This is a genomic window from Pseudomonas fitomaticsae (genome assembly GCF_021018765.1).
Classification (GTDB): Bacteria; Pseudomonadota; Gammaproteobacteria; order Pseudomonadales; family Pseudomonadaceae; genus Aquipseudomonas; species Aquipseudomonas fitomaticsae.
On record NZ_CP075567.1, the window covers coordinates 3190030 to 3205419 of the forward strand.

The window sequence follows — 15390 nt, forward strand, 5'->3', positions numbered from 1 at the left end:
CTCAGGCCTCCTGCCGCTGACGTGCAACCGCCAGCCTTGGGCGCAGCAGTGCGCCGAGGTGATACAGAGTCAGCAACACCAGCGCCGCGCCCAGCGGCCAGTAAAACAATTCGCGCTGGGGTTGATGGCTGAGGGTCTTCACTTGATGGGGCGTGAGCCGGTCGAGGGTGCTGTAGACCTGATCCAGCGCGGTGCGGTCTTCGGCGCGGAAGAACTGGCCGCCGGTGGCCTGGGCGAGCTGTTGCAGGCTTTGCAGATTGACCTTGGCCTCGCCGGAAGCAGTGGGGTCGCCGATGCCGATGGTATGAATCACCACGCCTTTGGCGGCGGCCATCTCGGCGGCATGGTCGGGGGTGATGGCGCTGCTGGTGTCGTTGCCGTCGGTGAGCAGGATCAGGACTTTTTCCTGTTCATGGGCCTTGTCCAGCAGCTTCAGGCTGAGGCCGATCGCATCGCCAATCGCAGTGTTGGGGCCGGCCATGCCGATGCCGGTGTCCTCCAGCAACAGGGACAGGCTGGCGTGATCGAGGGTCAGCGGCGCCTGCGGATAAGCGCCGCTGCCGAACACGATCAGGCCGAGGCGATCGTCCTTGCGCTTGTCGATGAAGCCTTGCACGACTTCTTTGACGGCGGCCAGGCGATTGATTTTCTGGCCGGCGGCGTTGGTGAAATCCTCGGTTTCCATCGACTGCGAGAGGTCGATGGCGAGCATCAGGTCGCGCACCGGTTGCTGGCGTTCGATGGGTTTTTCGACGAATACCGGGCGAGCAACGGCGACCAGCAACAGGGCCCACACCAGCACATTCAGCCACAGCTGCCAGTGATTGCTGCGGGTGCCGGCACTGGCCGGGGTTTCGCCGACGGCGCGGCTCATGGCGCCGAAGAATGGCACCCGCACGGCGCTGCGCGCTTCCTGGTAGGCGGGCAGGTAACGGAAGGCCAGCCAAGGCAGCGGCAGCAGGAGCAACAGCCAGGGGTAATCAAGCTGCCACATGATGACGCTCCACCCAGTGTTGGCAGGTGTCGAACAACGCCAGGCGCTGCGGCGCGGGCAGGGCGCGCAACGCGTCGTCCGGGGCGTAGGCGAGTTGCGCCAGTTGTTCGCTCAAATCCGCCGGCAGCGGCTTTTTGCAGTGCCGCTGCAAGAAGGCTTGCCAATCCTCCCGTCCCAACGCGGCTCCCACAGGGTTCGCATTCCAGCGGGTAGATTTGTGGGTGGGCATTGAAAGGGCGACGCGCTTGAGCAATTCCGGCAATTCGCGCAACGCATTCAGGTCGTCGCTGCGCTCGCGCAATTGCGCCAACCGCACCAGCGCGTCACGCCGATATTGATCCCGTCGCCATTGCCCATAGCGCCGCACGCCGATCAGCAACGCGGCCAGCACCAGCACCGCCAGCAACACCCACCAGCCCCAGGTCTGCGGTGCGTAGCTCACCGGCGCAGGCAGGCCCAGCTCCTTGAGCTGTGCGATGTCCGGAACGTGCGGATTCATCGTCTCGCACCGCTGGATTTACCAAGCTCGGCGCGTAATTGCTGATGCGCCTCTTCGGCGGTGCTGAACATCATCAAAGGCACCTGACTGCGGCGCAGCAGGGTGGTGACGTCCTTGAGCCGACCACCGAGAAAATCCCCCAATGGCTGGTGCACGCTGCGTTTCTCAACCGCCAGCTCTACCTGCAACTGGCCCTGGGTCACCAACAGCCTGCCGTCGCTCGGCAGCTTCATCGCCATCGGGTCATAGACTTGCAGGGCGACCACGTCGTTGTGCGCCGCCAGTTGCCGCATCAATTGCAAGGTGCGCTCGCCGGCCCCGGCGAAATCACTGACGATGCAAATCAGATGGTCGTGCCCGGCCACCGCGAGGCAACGCTGCAAGGCCTTGTCCAGTTGATCTTCGTCCTCGGCGTCCGGGTTGCCGGCGTTCAGTGCCTGATTCTGCTGGGCGATGCGGCTCAGCAGCGCCTCGACCCGTTTGCGGCTGCGCAACGGCGCGATGCTGTCGATGCGTTGATCGTTGAACACCAGCCCGCCGACCCGGTCACCGGCATGGAACACCATCCACGCCGCCAGTGCGCCGAGTTCGGCAGCGACGGCGGATTTGAAGCTGCGCTGCGAGCCGAAGAACATCGACATGCGCTGGTCGACCACAATCAGCGCCGGGCGGTCGCGCTCTTCGGTGAAAGTGCGCACTACCGGTTTGCCGGTGCGCAGCGAGGCGCGCCAGTCGAGGTGACGCAGATCGTCACCCGGCTGATAACGGCGCAATTCGTCAAAGTTCAAACCCCGCCCGCGCAGGCGCGAGGCGTGATTGCCGGCAAGGATGCTGCCCCGGGGCTGGCGGGCGAGAAAACTCAGGTCACGGGCCTTGAACTCCAGCGCCATCAATTGCGCGAGTGAGACATAGACCAGTCCGTCGGCGGCTTCCATGGCAGACCTCAGGCCGGAATGGCGACTTTGTCGAGGATCCGGTCCAGCACCTGATCGGCACTGACGCCATCGGCCACCGCGTCGTAGCTCAGTTGCAGGCGATGACGCAGCACCGGGTGCACCACGGCGCGCACGTTGTCCGGCGAAACGAAGTCCTGGCCCTGCAACCACGCATCGGCGCGGGCGCAACGATCAAGGCCAATGCCGCCGCGCGGGCTGGCACCGATGGCGATCCAACGGGCGAGGTCTTCGTCGTAATCCGCCGGATGGCGGGTGGCGTTGATCAGGTCGATCAGATAGCGATCGATGGCGGGGGAAACGTGCACCGCGCTGACTTCCTTGCGCGCGGCGAAAATCACGTCCTGCGCCAGCTCAAAACCCTTGGTCGGCGTGGTGCTGGCGCCCTGTGCAAACTCCTCGGCGCGCAACAGTCGTAGCACCTGGCTTTCGTTGTCGGCGCTGGGGTAATCCAGCAGGACTTTCATCAGAAACCGGTCCATCTGCGCTTCGGGCAGCGGGTAGGTGCCTTCCTGCTCGATCGGGTTCTGAGTGGCGACCACGATGAACAGCTCCGGCAGCGCATGGCTGTTGCCGGCCACGGTGATCTGCCGTTCTTCCATGGCTTCGAGCAACGCGGCCTGCACCTTGGCCGGTGCACGGTTGATCTCGTCGGCGAGGATCAGGTTGCCGAACAGCGGGCCGGGCTGGAAGCGGATCTCGTTCCTGCCCTCGACCTGATGCAACACCTCGGCACCGGTGATGTCCGAGGGCAGAAGATCCGGGGTGAACTGGATGCGGCTCATCTTCGCGTCCAGGTGTCTGGCCAGCGCCTTGACCGTGCGGGTCTTGGCCAGCCCCGGCAGGCTTTCCAGCAACAGGTGCCCGTTGGCCAGCAGGCCGAGCAGGATCTGCCGGATCACCTGATCCTGGCCGAGCACCGCTTCGGCGATGCTGGCTTGCAGGGCGTTGAGGTCGGTGAGTGCAGTCATGTAGCTTCCCTTCTCGAATGACCGGTCATGAGGGAGCCCGGTCGCGGTCTAGAAAAACGCCAGAGTCATGTTCACGGCGACGCCGTTGCCTTCAGGCCGGTTCTTGGTGTCGAACTCCGGCACCCAGCGCGCGCTGACACTGGCCTGGGCATCGGCGAACTTGCCGCTCCAGCCGACGGTCGGACCGGCGCCCACCGAACGCCCGCGAAAGCCGTTGAGGGTGTCGGCGGTGTCGCCCTTGTCGTCGCTGATCTGCTGGACATAACCGGCGACCAGCCCGGCGTTCCAGCCGTTGCCGAAACCGTGGGTCCACAGGGCTTCGAGAGTGAAGATGTCGCCGGTGCGGTAATCGGTGGCCTTGTTCTCGGTGTAGAACTGCAGGTTGCCGGAAAGGGTGAATTCGCCGCCCTTGCCGTCCAGATGAGAGAACGCCACGGTGGGCATGAACGTGTAATTGTTCTGCCCGGGGTTGGCCAGCCGATCCTCGTTATAGGCACCGGTCGGAACGTAGATCGGCAGCGAAAACGCGATGTGGTTGAGCTCGTCGAAGTGGTAACCGGCGGCAATCGGCGTGATCAGCGCATCGGCAAACTGGGTGCCGGAATCGCTGGTGCCGAGGGTACGGCCGCGCGGGCCGGTGATGGCAGCATCGATGTCGGTGTACTGCACCGGAACGCCAATGGCCGAGGCGTAATTCCATTGGCCTTTGCCGGTGTCCCAGACGTGGGTGAGGTTGGCCATGGTGTAGGAGACTTTCATCTTGATTCCGGCGCTGACCTCACCGGAAATCGGCGCGCCGCGACTGCCCTTGATCTCGCCGTCGTACCAGATGCTGGTCAAGGACATCACCCAGCCTGGCGCCGGTGGAATCACGCCTGCGTTGGAAAACACCTGCTGGCCGGTGATCGGCCGACCGACACCGCCTTCGGCCGCGAACACCAGCGGACTGCCGATCATGCACAGCGCCAGCAACGGGCGGACAACGCGAGGCGTGATCATGAGGCACTCCGTTTATTGTTTTGAATGGGCCGGATCGAGCAACGTTGATCGGGTCTGCTCGTCGTACTGGGTCAGTGACCAGGAGGGAGCGGTCGGGGGAGGGACGTACTCGGCGATGGCTCGGGCATCGTGCGTGCTGGCGGTGAAATCCTGAGCACCGACGCCGCAACTGACGAACATGCTCATCACGCCGTAACCGGCGATTTTGATGAGCGTTTTCGAACGACCGCAGAAGACGGACGTCGGCACGCTCGCCGACCACAAGACGTTGATCCCGTTGCTTTTGGACATGATTCCCCGGTTCCCTGGTGGCTCATTGGACGACTCGGCACTTTCCAGGCCGTTACGACGTAATCCCTTTCTTATCAAGCCTGTAGGACATGTCTGTTGACGCTAGCAGTTAATCGGGGGTTAGCCAGTCTAAGGGGTTAATTCTTTGGTTTTGTGCGCAGGATCACGTTGCTTTGTGCACGAAAGTGATCCTGCGCAAATTTTCGCTACTCAGTGTTTTTTGGCCTGTTCGCGGATGCGTTCTTCCTGCTCGCGCAGTTGCGGAGTGAACTCGGCGCCGAAATCTTCCGGGCTGAACACCTGGCGAATCTCGATTTCCGATTCAGTACCCGGCATGGGGTTCGGGCAACGCTTGACCCATTCGATGGCTTCCTCTTTCGATTTCACGTCCCAGATCCAGTATCCGGCGATCAGCTCTTTGGTCTCGGCGAACGGGCCGTCGATCACGCTGCGGTTTTCACCGCTGAAACGCACACGGGCGCCTTTGCTGCTGGGGTGCAGGCCGTCGGCGGAAACCAGGATGCCGGCCTTGGCCAGTTGTTCGTTGTAGTTGCCCATGTCGGTCAGCAGTTGCTCGCTGGGCATCACGCCGGCTTCGGAGTCGTGGCTGGCTTTGACAATGATCATGAAGCGCATGGTGTTTCTCCGCAGTAAGGTGAGGGATTCATGGCTTAGTCGAACGGCTCGGGTGGGAATCGACAGGTCGTTAAAGAAAAGATGCAGACTCGCGTTTTAACAAGCATCACCCTCTTTGAGAGCAGGGATGTGGGGAGACTGGAGAATGTGTATCCAGTTTTGTGTGCCTGCACATGACAATTTTGGTTCAGGCATAGGTCGTCGGACAATTTCGTGGTTAACTTCCGCCTCTTGCATGCTTTCCCAACAACGTTAAGAAGGACTCCGTTCATGGCTCAAGTCACGCTCAAAGGCAACCCGGTTCAAGTCAACGGCCAACTGCCACAAGCCGGTTCCAAGGCGCCAGCCTTTTCCCTGGTAGCCGGCAATCTGTCCGACGTCACCCTGAAAGACTTCGCCGGCAAGCGCAAAGTGCTGAACATCTTCCCAAGCGTCGACACTCCGACCTGCGCCACTTCCGTGCGCAAGTTCAACGCTCAGGCCAACGACATCAGCAACACCGTGGTGCTGTGCATCTCGGCTGACCTGCCGTTCGCCCAGGCTCGCTTCTGCGGCGCCGAAGGCCTGGAAAACGTACAGAACCTGTCGACCCTGCGCGGCGCCGAGTTCATCGAGAACTACGGTGTGGCCATCGCTGACGGCCCGCTGAAAGGCCTGACCGCCCGTGCGGTGGTTGTTCTGGACGAAAACGACAACGTCCTGCACAGCGAACTGGTCAAGGAAATTGCAGAAGAGCCTAACTACGAAGCGGCGCTGTCCGTTCTCAAGTAAGCGCTTTTACAATTGTTAACGGCCTGGCTCTGTCCAGGCCGTTTTCATTTGTGTATCAGTGTTTTGCCTCACACCTTGAAACGTAAGTGGAAGGTAAATTGCCGGTAAAGCTGCTTTGCTAAATCCCTACCAGTGCTTATCGTTCAGCCTCCCGTAAAAGAAGCCCACGCGCCCAATGGTTAATCACTCCATGCAATCGTCTTCCCGAAAGTCCCGTCGCTGGCTGTTGAGCCTGCTTGTCCTGCTGGTCATTGCCGGTCTGTGCTGGAAATTCTGGCCCGCCGGATCGACCCACAAGGAGGGCGGCGAGAAGGCGCAGGCCGGTCACACCGGCCGTTCGGGGATGATGCGTCCAGGCTTCGGCGGGGCGGGTGGGCCGATTCCGGTACGCGTGGCGCCGGCGGTCACCGGGGACTTCCCGCTGTACTACAAGGCCTTGGGCACGGTGACGGCGCTCAACACCATCAATGTGCGCAGCCGGGTTGGCGGCGAACTGGTGAAGATCTATTTCGAGGAAGGCCAAATGGTCAAGGCCGGCGACCTGCTGGCGGAGATCGACCCGCGCCCGTACCAGAACGCCTTGCTCCAGGCCGAAGGCACCTTGCTGCAGAATCAGGCGCAGTTGAAGAACGCCCAGGTCGATGTCGAGCGTTATCGCGGTCTTTACAAGGAAGACAGCATCGCCAAGCAGACCCTGGACACCGCCGAAGCGCTGGTCGGCCAATACCTCGGCACCGTGAAAACCAATCAGGCGGCGGTCAACGACGCCAAGCTCAATCTCGAATTCACCAAGATCCGCGCACCGATTGCCGGTCGCGTCGGCCTGCGTCAGCTCGACGTCGGCAACCTTGTCGCGGCGAACGACACCACGTTCCTCGCGGTCATCACTCAGACCCAGCCGATCAGCGTGGCCTTCACCCTGCCGGAAAACAGCCTGGAAACCGTGCTCGCCCGCTACCGCAGCGGCGCCAAACTGCCGGCCGAGGCCTGGGATCGCGGCGACACCAAACTGCAAGCCACCGGTGTATTGCAAAGCCTCGACAACCAGATCGACGTGACCACCGGCACCCTGAAATTCAAGGCGCGCTACGAGAACCGCGATCAGTCGCTGTTCCCCAATCAGTTCGTCAACGTTCATTTGCTGGCTGACACCTTGAAAGGTGTGGTGCTGGCGCCGTCGGCGGCCATCCAGTTCGGCACCAACGGCACCTTCGTCTACGCGCTGGACGGCGACAAGAAAGTCACCATCCGCCAGTTGAAGATCGGCGCCAGCGACGGCGAAAACACCGTGATTACCGAAGGCCTGGCCGCTGGCGATCGGGTGGTGCTGGAAGGCACTGACCGTCTGAAGGAAGGCAGCGAAGTGGAAGTGGTCAACGACAGCAAGGACGTACCGACCACCCCGACCGAACACCTGCAAGGCAAGTCCGCCGCCACCGCGCCTGACGCCACTGTCACCGACAAGGCCAAGAAGGGCGCATGAACATTTCGCGTCTGTTCATCCTCCGCCCGGTCGCTACCACGCTGAGCATGCTGGCCATCGTGCTGGCCGGGCTGATCGCCTATCGCCTGCTGCCGGTTTCGGCCTTGCCGCAGGTCGATTACCCGACCATCCGGGTCATGACCCTGTATCCGGGCGCCAGTCCGGACGTGATGACCAGCGCCGTCACCGCGCCGCTGGAACGTCAGTTCGGGCAGATGCCGGGCCTGACGCAAATGGCTTCGACCAGTTCCGGCGGTGCGTCGGTGCTGACTTTGCGTTTCAGCCTCGACATCAACATGGACGTCGCCGAACAGCAGGTGCAGGCCGCGATCAACGCCGCGACCAATCTGTTGCCGACCGACTTGCCGGCGCCGCCGGTGTACAACAAGGTCAACCCGGCGGACACCCCGGTGCTGACCCTGGCCATCACCTCGAAAACCATGCTGCTGCCCAAACTCAATGATCTGGTCGACACGCGCATGGCGCAGAAAATCGCCCAGATCAGCGGTGTCGGCATGGTCAGCATTGCCGGCGGTCAGCGTCAGGCGGTGCGGATCAAGGTCAACCCCGAGGCGCTCGCGGCCAACGGCCTGAACCTGTCGGACGTGCGCACGCTGATCAGCGCGTCCAACGTCAACCAGCCCAAGGGCAACTTCGACGGCCCGACCCGGGTGTCGATGCTCGACGCCAACGACCAGCTGACTTCGCCCAAGGATTACGCCAACCTGATCCTGGCCTACGCCAACGGCGCGCCGTTGCGGCTCAAGGATGTCGCGCAGATCGTCGACGGCGCCGAGAACGAGCGTCTGGCGGCGTGGGCCAACCAGAATCAGGCCGTGCTGCTGAACATCCAGCGTCAACCGGGCGCCAACGTGATCGAAGTGGTCGACCGGATCAAGGCGCTGCTGCCGAGCATCACCGACAACCTGCCGGCCGGTCTCGACGTCGTCGTGCTCACCGACCGCACCCAGACCATCCGCGCCTCCGTCACCGACGTGCAACATGAACTGCTGATCGCCATCGCGCTGGTGGTGATGGTGACGTTCCTGTTCTTGCGGCGTGCCAGTGCCACGATCATTCCGTCGGTGGCTGTGCCGCTGTCGCTGATCGGTACGTTCGGCGTGATGTACCTGGCTGGGTTCTCGGTCAACAACCTGACCCTGATGGCACTGACCATCGCCACCGGTTTCGTGGTCGATGACGCGATTGTGATGCTGGAAAACATCGCGCGTTTCATCGAGGAGGGCGACAGCCCGATGCAGGCGGCGCTCAAGGGTGCGAAGCAAATCGGATTCACCCTGATTTCCCTGACCCTGTCGCTGATTGCGGTACTGATTCCGCTGCTGTTCATGGCCGATGTGGTGGGGCGGTTGTTCCGCGAATTCGCCATCACCCTGGCGGTGGCGATCCTGATTTCCCTGGTGGTCTCGCTGACCCTGACGCCGATGATGTGCGCGCGTCTGCTCAAGCGTGAGCCGGAAGAACATGAACAGGGCCGTTTTTACCGCGCCAGCGGTGCGTTCATCGACTGGATGATTGCCGCTTACGGGCGCAAATTGCAGTGGGTGCTCAAGCACCAGCCGCTGACCCTGCTGGTGGCCATCGGTACGCTGGCCCTGACTGTATTCCTTTATATGGTGGTGCCCAAGGGCTTCTTCCCGGTGCAGGACACCGGGGTGATCCAGGGGATTTCCGAAGCGCCGCAGTCGATTTCCTTCGCAGCGATGGGCGAGCGTCAGCAGGCGCTGGCCAAGGTGATTCTCGAAGATCCGGCGGTCGAGAGCCTGTCGTCCTATATCGGTGTCGATGGTGACAACGCCACGCTCAACAGCGGTCGGCTGCTGATCAACCTCAAGCCCCATGGCCAGCGTGATCTGACCGCCACTGAAGTGATTGCCCGCCTGCAACCGCAGCTGGACAAGCTGGTGGGCATCCGCCTGTTCATGCAGCCGGTGCAGGACCTGACCATCGAAGACCGCGTCAGCCGCACCCAATACCAGTTCAGCATGTCCTCGCCGGATTCCGAATTGCTCAGCCTGTGGAGCGGCCGTCTGGTCGAGGCCCTGGCCCAGCGTCCGGAACTGACCGATGTCGCCAGCGACTTGCAGGACAAGGGCTTGCAGGTGTTTCTGGTGATCGACCGCGATGCCGCTTCACGGCTTGGCGTGTCGGTATCGAACATCACTGATGCGCTGTACGACGCGTTCGGCCAGCGGCAGATCTCGACCATCTACACCCAGGCCAGCCAGTACCGTGTGGTGCTGCAGGCGCAGGCCGGGGAGAAGATCGGCCCGCAGGCGCTGGATCAGATCCACGTCAAGACCACCGATGGCGGTCAGGTGCGGTTGTCGAGTCTGGCCCACGTCGAGGAACGGCAGGCACAACTGGCGATCACCCACATCGGCCAGTTCCCGGCGGTGATGATGTCGTTCAACCTCGCGCCCGGCGTGGCGCTGGGGCATGCGGTGGACATCATCGAGCAGGTGCAGAAGGACATCGGCATGCCGATCGGCGTGCAGACCCAGTTCCAGGGCGCAGCCGAAGCGTTCCAGGCATCGCTGTCGAGCACCTTGCTGCTGATTCTGGCGGCGGTGGTGACCATGTACATCGTGCTCGGCGTGCTTTACGAGAGCTACATTCACCCGATCACCATCCTGTCGACCTTGCCGTCGGCGGCGGTCGGGGCGTTGCTGGCGTTGCTGCTCAGTGGCAATGATCTGGGGATGATCGCGATCATCGGCATCATTCTGCTGATCGGTATTGTTAAGAAAAACGCGATCATGATGATCGACTTCGCCCTCGACGCCGAACGCACCCAGGGCATGGCGCCGGAGCAGGCGATCTATCAGGCGGCGCTGTTGCGCTTCCGGCCGATTCTGATGACTACGCTGGCAGCGCTGTTTGGTGCAGTGCCGTTGATGCTGGCCACCGGTTCCGGCGCTGAATTGCGTCAGCCGCTGGGTCTGGTGATGGTCGGCGGGTTGCTGGTGAGTCAGGTGCTGACGCTGTTCACTACCCCGGTGATCTACCTGTACTTCGATCGTCTCGGCCGGCGCTGGGGCCGTGCACCGTCGGCCGTGGAGCCGGTGGAACAGCCATGAACCTGTCCGGTCCTTTCATCAAACGCCCGGTGGCGACCATGCTCCTGAGCCTGGCGATCATGCTGCTGGGCGGCGTGAGCTTCGGTCTGCTGCCGGTGTCGCCGCTGCCGCAAATGGACTTCCCGGTGATCGTGGTGCAGGCGAGCCTGCCCGGCGCCAGCCCGGAAGTCATGGCGTCTACCGTGGCCACGCCGCTGGAGCGCTCGTTCGGCGCCATCGCCGGCGTCAACACCATGAGCAGTCGTTCCAGCCAGGGCTCGACCCGGGTGATTCTGCAATTCGACCTCGACCGCGACATCAACGGCGCGGCGCGGGAAGTGCAGGCGGCGATCAACGCCTCGCGCAACCTGCTGCCGAGCGGGATGCGCAGCATGCCGACCTACAAGAAGGTCAACCCGTCGCAGGCACCGATCATGGTGTTGTCGCTGACTTCGGACGTGCTGGAAAAGGGTCAGCTCTATGACCTGGCGTCGACCATCCTGTCCCAGAGCCTGTCCCAGGTGCAGGGCGTCGGCGAAGTGCAGATCGGCGGCAGCTCGTTACCGGCGGTGCGCATCGAACTCGAACCCCAGGCGCTGAACCAGTACGGCGTGGCGCTGGACGATGTGCGCAAGACCATCGCCGAAGCCAACGTGCGCCGGCCCAAGGGTTCGGTCGAGGACGACCAGCGCCTGTGGCAGATCCAGGCCAACGACCAGTTGGAGAAAGCCAAGGATTACGAATCGCTGATCATCCACTACAACGGCGGCGCGGCCCTGCGTCTGAAAGACGTGGCCAAGGTCAGCGACGGCGTGGAAGACCGCTACAACAGCGGTTTCTTCAACGATGACGCAGCGGTGCTGCTAGTGATCAACCGGCAGGCCGGTGCCAACATCATCGAGACGGTGAACGAGATCAAGGCGCAGTTGCCGGCGTTGCAGGCGGTATTGCCGGCCAGCGTCAAACTGAACCTGGCGATGGACCGTTCGCCGGTGATCAAGGCCACCCTGCACGAAGCGGAAATGACCCTGCTGATCGCCGTGGCGCTGGTGATTCTGGTGGTGTTCCTGTTCCTCGGTAATTTCCGCGCGTCCCTGATTCCGACGCTGGCGGTGCCGGTGTCGCTGGTTGGCACCTTTGCGGTGATGTACCTCTACGGATTCTCGCTGAACAACCTGTCGCTGATGGCGCTGATTCTCGCCACCGGGCTGGTGGTGGACGACGCCATCGTGGTGCTGGAGAACATTTCCCGGCACATCGACGAAGGCGTCAAACCGATGAAGGCCGCGTACCTCGGGGCCAAGGAAGTCGGGTTTACCCTGCTGTCGATGAACGTCTCGCTGGTGGCGGTGTTCCTGTCGATCCTGTTCATGGGCGGGATCATCGAAAGCCTGTTCCGCGAGTTTTCCATCACCCTGGCCGCGGCCATCGTGGTGTCGCTGGTGGTTTCCCTGACGCTGACGCCAATGCTCTGCGCCCGCTGGCTCAAGCCCCATACGCCGGGCGAGGAAAACCGCCTGCAACGCTGGAGCCGCCGCACCAACGACTGGATGGTCGGCAAATACGCCACCAGCCTCGACTGGGTGTTGCGCCACCGTCGCCTGACGTTGCTGAGCCTGATCATCACGGTCGGAGTGAACGTCGCCCTCTATGTTGTAGTGCCGAAAACCTTCATGCCGCAGCAGGACACCGGCCAGTTGATCGGTTTCGTGCGCGGTGACGACGGTCTGTCGTTCAGTGTGATGCAGCCGAAAATGGAGATCTTCCGCCGCGCGGTGCTCAAGGACGAAGCGGTGGAGAGTGTGGCCGGGTTCATCGGTGGCACCAACGGCACCAACAACGCCTTCATGCTGGTACGCCTGAAACCGATCAAGGAGCGCAACCTGTCGGCGCAGAAAGTCATCGAGCGCCTGCGCAAGGAAATGCCCAAGGTGGCCGGTGCGCAGTTGATGCTGATGGCCGACCAGGATCTGCAATTCGGCGGCGGTCGAGAGCAGACCACTTCGCAGTACAGCTACATTCTGCAAAGTGGTGATCTGGGCGCCTTGCGCGAGTGGTACCCGAAAGTGGTCACCGCGCTGCGGGCCTTGCCCGAGCTGACTGCGATCGACGCCCGGGAAGGCGCGGGTGCGCAGCAGGTGACGCTGATCGTCGACCGCGATCAGGCCAAGCGCCTGGGCGTGGACATGGAAATGGTCACGGCCGTGCTCAACAACGCTTACAGCCAGCGGCAGATTTCCACGATCTACGACAGCCTCAACCAGTATCAGGTGGTGATGGAGGTCAATCCGAAATACGCCCAGGACCCGGTGACGCTCAAGCAGGTCCAGGTGATCACGGCTGACGGTGCGCGGATTCCGCTGTCGACCTTCGCCCATTATGAAAACAGCCTGGAAGATGACCGGGTCAGCCACGAAGGCCAGTTCGCCTCCGAGAGCATTTCCTTCGACATGGCCGAAGGCGTGACGGTGGAGCAGGGCAGCGCCGCCATCGAGCGGGCGATTGCCAAACTCGGCCTGCCGGAAGACGTGATCGTGAAAATGGCCGGCACCGCCGATGCGTTCGCCGCCACCCAGAAGAGCCAGCCGTTCATGATCCTTGGCGCGCTGCTGGCGGTGTATCTGGTGCTGGGCGTGCTGTATGAAAGCTACATTCACCCGCTGACGATTCTGTCGACGCTGCCATCGGCCGGGGTCGGCGCGTTGTTGTCGATCTATGTGCTGGGCGGCGAGTTCAGCCTGATCTCGCTGCTCGGGCTGTTCCTGCTGATCGGTGTGGTGAAGAAGAACGCGATCCTGATGATCGACCTGGCGCTGCAACTGGAGCGTCATCAAGGCATGACGCCGCTGGAGTCGATCCGCAGCGCCTGTCTGCAACGCTTGCGGCCGATCCTGATGACCACGCTGGCGGCGATCCTTGGCGCCTTGCCGCTGCTGCTGAGCCGGGCCGAAGGCGCGGAAATGCGCCAGCCGCTGGGCCTGACCATTATCGGCGGGCTGGTCTTCAGCCAGGTGCTGACCCTTTACACCACGCCTGTGGTTTACCTCTATCTCGACAAGCTGCGCCATCGTTTCAACAAATGGCGTGGCGTGCGCACCGATGCCGCTCTGGAAACTCCGCTATGACTGACCGTTCGCTTATCAATCTGGCTACCGTTCGCGGCTCGCGTCTGCTGAGCCTGTCGCTGTGCGTGGCGATGCTCAGTGCCTGCGCCGTCGGCCCGGACTACCAGCGCCCGCAGACCGCAGAAATCGCCCAGTACAAGGAAGCCGAAGGCTGGCGTCAGGCCAACCCGAGCGACTCCCTGGCGCGCGGTGCCTGGTGGGAGCTGTATGGCGACCGTCAGCTCAACGAGCTGATCGAGAAACTCAACAGCTCCAACCAGACCGTCGCCCAGTCCGAAGCGCAGTACCGTCAGGCCCAGGCCTTGGTGCGCAGCGCGCGCGGGGCGTTTTATCCGAGCGTTGATCTGAGCGCCGGCAAGACCCGATCCAGCCAAGGCACCGGCAGCAGCAGTTCGAGCCTGAGCAGTTCCTCCAGCGGTATCCGTGACACTTACAACGCGCAACTGGGCGTGAGTTGGGAAGCGGATGTCTGGGGTAAGTTGCGTCGTGGCCTGGAAGCCAATGAGGCCAGCGCTCAGGCGAGCTACGCCGATCTGGCGGCAATGCGCTTGAGCCAGCAGTCGGAGCTGGTGCAGAACTACCTGCAATTGCGGGTCATCGATCAGCAGAAACGTTTGCTCGAATCGACAGTGGCCGCCTATGAGCGCTCGCTGAAAATGACCATGAACCAGTACAACGCCGGGGTTTCCGGGCGTGATGCGGTGGCGCAGGCGCAGACCCAACTGAAAACCACCCAGGGCGATCTGGTGGACCTGATCTGGCAACGGGCGCAGTTCGAAAACGCCATCGCGGTACTGACCGGCCAGCCGCCCGCCGAATTCAACATTGCCGAAACCCAGGACATCCCCAAGCTGCCGCAGATTCCGCTGAGCCTGCCGTCGCAGTTGCTGGAACGCCGCCCGGACATCGCCTCGGCCGAGCGTTCGGTGATCGCCGCCAATGCCAACATCGGCGTGGCCAAGGCTGCGTATTACCCGGATTTCAGCCTGAGCATGAGCGGCGGCTACAGCAGCAGTACCTCGCAGAACCTGATCAGCCTGCCGAACCGCTTCTGGTCGGTGGGGCCGAAAATGACCCTGCCGCTGTTCGACGGCGGCATCCGCTCCGCTGAGGTCGATCGCACCGAAGCCGTGTACGACCAGACCGTCGCCAAATACCGCCAGACCGTGCTCGATGGCTTCCGCGAAGTGGAAAACTATCTGGTGCAGTTGAAGGTGTACGAAGACGAAGCAGCCGTGCGCCAGGAAGCGCTCGATGCGGCACGGGATTCGTTGCGTCTGACCGAGAACCAGTACAAGGCCGGGGTGATTGCTTATCTGGATGTGGTGGTGGTTCAAGCGACGGCGCTGAGTAATGAGCGCACCGTGCTCAACATCCTGCAAAGTCGATTGATTGCCAGCGTGCAGTTGATCGCGGCGCTGGGTGGTGGTTGGGACGGGCAGTTGCAAACCACTGATAACCGCTGACGTAGAGCCTTGTCAGACGATCAAACAAGCGTTTCATCGGGTTGATGGCCATTTGATTACTTTGTCAGTGAATTCTTCTGCGCAATCAGTACAATCGGCGCATTTGGCCCCGCCGAGAACGG

Annotated in this window: 12 protein-coding genes; 5 read left to right on the forward strand and 7 right to left on the reverse strand. The window is 62.4% G+C overall.

The window, feature by feature from the left end:
- Position 1: 1 nt before the first annotated feature.
- The 7 genes from KJY40_RS14385 to KJY40_RS14415 form a co-directional block, all read right to left on the reverse strand.
- Positions 2-994 carry a vWA domain-containing protein gene (locus tag KJY40_RS14385; RefSeq protein ID WP_230737590.1) on the reverse strand — a complete coding sequence of 331 codons (993 nt, stop codon included), beginning with the start codon at positions 992-994 and terminating at the stop codon, positions 2-4.
- Positions 981-1493 carry a DUF4381 domain-containing protein gene (locus KJY40_RS14390; protein ID WP_230737591.1) on the reverse strand — a complete coding sequence of 171 codons (513 nt, stop codon included), beginning with the start codon at positions 1491-1493 and terminating at the stop codon, positions 981-983. Before KJY40_RS14390 ends, KJY40_RS14385 begins: the two co-directional genes overlap by 14 nt.
- Entirely contained in the window at positions 1490-2428 is a 939-nt protein-coding gene (locus tag KJY40_RS14395; protein WP_230737592.1) for a DUF58 domain-containing protein, read from the reverse strand. Before KJY40_RS14395 ends, KJY40_RS14390 begins: the two co-directional genes overlap by 4 nt.
- 8 nt (positions 2429-2436) lie before the next feature.
- A complete protein-coding gene (locus KJY40_RS14400; protein WP_230737593.1) occupies positions 2437-3417 on the reverse strand; it encodes an AAA family ATPase in 981 nt (326 codons plus the stop codon).
- A 48-nt stretch (positions 3418-3465) separates the two neighbouring features.
- Positions 3466-4416 (reverse strand): SphA family protein, encoded by a 951-nt coding sequence (locus tag KJY40_RS14405; protein WP_230737595.1) that lies wholly within the window; start codon positions 4414-4416, stop codon positions 3466-3468.
- A 12-nt stretch (positions 4417-4428) separates the two neighbouring features.
- Entirely contained in the window at positions 4429-4707 is a 279-nt protein-coding gene (locus KJY40_RS14410; RefSeq protein WP_230737597.1) for a hypothetical protein, read from the reverse strand.
- 210 nt (positions 4708-4917) lie between these two features.
- A complete protein-coding gene (locus tag KJY40_RS14415; protein WP_230737598.1) occupies positions 4918-5343 on the reverse strand; it encodes a YciI family protein in 426 nt (141 codons plus the stop codon).
- A gap of 270 nt (positions 5344-5613) precedes the next feature.
- On the opposite strand from KJY40_RS14415, the gene tpx reads away from it, so the two are divergent.
- The 5 genes from tpx (at position 5614) to KJY40_RS14440 (ending at position 15268) form a co-directional block, all read left to right on the forward strand.
- Positions 5614-6114 carry a thiol peroxidase gene (gene tpx, locus KJY40_RS14420; RefSeq protein ID WP_007955056.1) on the forward strand — a complete coding sequence of 167 codons (501 nt, stop codon included), beginning with the start codon at positions 5614-5616 and terminating at the stop codon, positions 6112-6114.
- A gap of 175 nt (positions 6115-6289) precedes the next feature.
- A complete protein-coding gene (locus tag KJY40_RS14425; RefSeq protein WP_230737600.1) occupies positions 6290-7597 on the forward strand; it encodes an MdtA/MuxA family multidrug efflux RND transporter periplasmic adaptor subunit in 1308 nt (435 codons plus the stop codon).
- Positions 7594-10698, forward strand: coding sequence for an MdtB/MuxB family multidrug efflux RND transporter permease subunit (locus KJY40_RS14430; RefSeq protein ID WP_230737602.1), 3105 nt, complete (start codon positions 7594-7596; stop codon positions 10696-10698). Before KJY40_RS14425 ends, KJY40_RS14430 begins: the two co-directional genes overlap by 4 nt.
- On the forward strand, positions 10695-13802 hold the full coding sequence (locus KJY40_RS14435) for an efflux RND transporter permease subunit (protein WP_230737604.1): 3108 nt from the start codon (positions 10695-10697) through the stop codon (positions 13800-13802). The genes KJY40_RS14430 and KJY40_RS14435 overlap by 4 nt, the downstream gene beginning before the upstream one ends.
- On the forward strand, positions 13799-15268 hold the full coding sequence (locus KJY40_RS14440; protein WP_230737606.1) for an efflux transporter outer membrane subunit: 1470 nt from the start codon (positions 13799-13801) through the stop codon (positions 15266-15268). The genes KJY40_RS14435 and KJY40_RS14440 overlap by 4 nt, the downstream gene beginning before the upstream one ends.
- Positions 15269-15390: the final 122 nt, after the last annotated feature.

Excerpts from the sequence above, each read along its gene's own strand:
- KJY40_RS14385 (WP_230737590.1), bottom strand. The coding sequence starts at position 994 with ATGTGGCAGCTTGATTACCCCTGGCTGTTGCTCCTGCTGCCGCTGCCT.
- KJY40_RS14390 (WP_230737591.1), bottom strand. The coding sequence starts at position 1,493 with ATGAATCCGCACGTTCCGGACATCGCACAGCTCAAGGAGCTGGGCCTG.
- KJY40_RS14395 (WP_230737592.1), bottom strand. The coding sequence starts at position 2,428 with ATGGAAGCCGCCGACGGACTGGTCTATGTCTCACTCGCGCAATTGATG.
- KJY40_RS14400 (WP_230737593.1), bottom strand. The coding sequence starts at position 3,417 with ATGACTGCACTCACCGACCTCAACGCCCTGCAAGCCAGCATCGCCGAA.
- KJY40_RS14405 (WP_230737595.1), bottom strand. The coding sequence starts at position 4,416 with ATGATCACGCCTCGCGTTGTCCGCCCGTTGCTGGCGCTGTGCATGATC.
- KJY40_RS14410 (WP_230737597.1), bottom strand. The coding sequence starts at position 4,707 with ATGTCCAAAAGCAACGGGATCAACGTCTTGTGGTCGGCGAGCGTGCCG.
- KJY40_RS14415 (WP_230737598.1), bottom strand. The coding sequence starts at position 5,343 with ATGCGCTTCATGATCATTGTCAAAGCCAGCCACGACTCCGAAGCCGGC.
- tpx (WP_007955056.1), top strand. The coding sequence starts at position 5,614 with ATGGCTCAAGTCACGCTCAAAGGCAACCCGGTTCAAGTCAACGGCCAA.
- KJY40_RS14425 (WP_230737600.1), top strand. The coding sequence starts at position 6,290 with ATGGTTAATCACTCCATGCAATCGTCTTCCCGAAAGTCCCGTCGCTGG.
- KJY40_RS14430 (WP_230737602.1), top strand. The coding sequence starts at position 7,594 with ATGAACATTTCGCGTCTGTTCATCCTCCGCCCGGTCGCTACCACGCTG.
- KJY40_RS14435 (WP_230737604.1), top strand. The coding sequence starts at position 10,695 with ATGAACCTGTCCGGTCCTTTCATCAAACGCCCGGTGGCGACCATGCTC.
- KJY40_RS14440 (WP_230737606.1), top strand. The coding sequence starts at position 13,799 with ATGACTGACCGTTCGCTTATCAATCTGGCTACCGTTCGCGGCTCGCGT.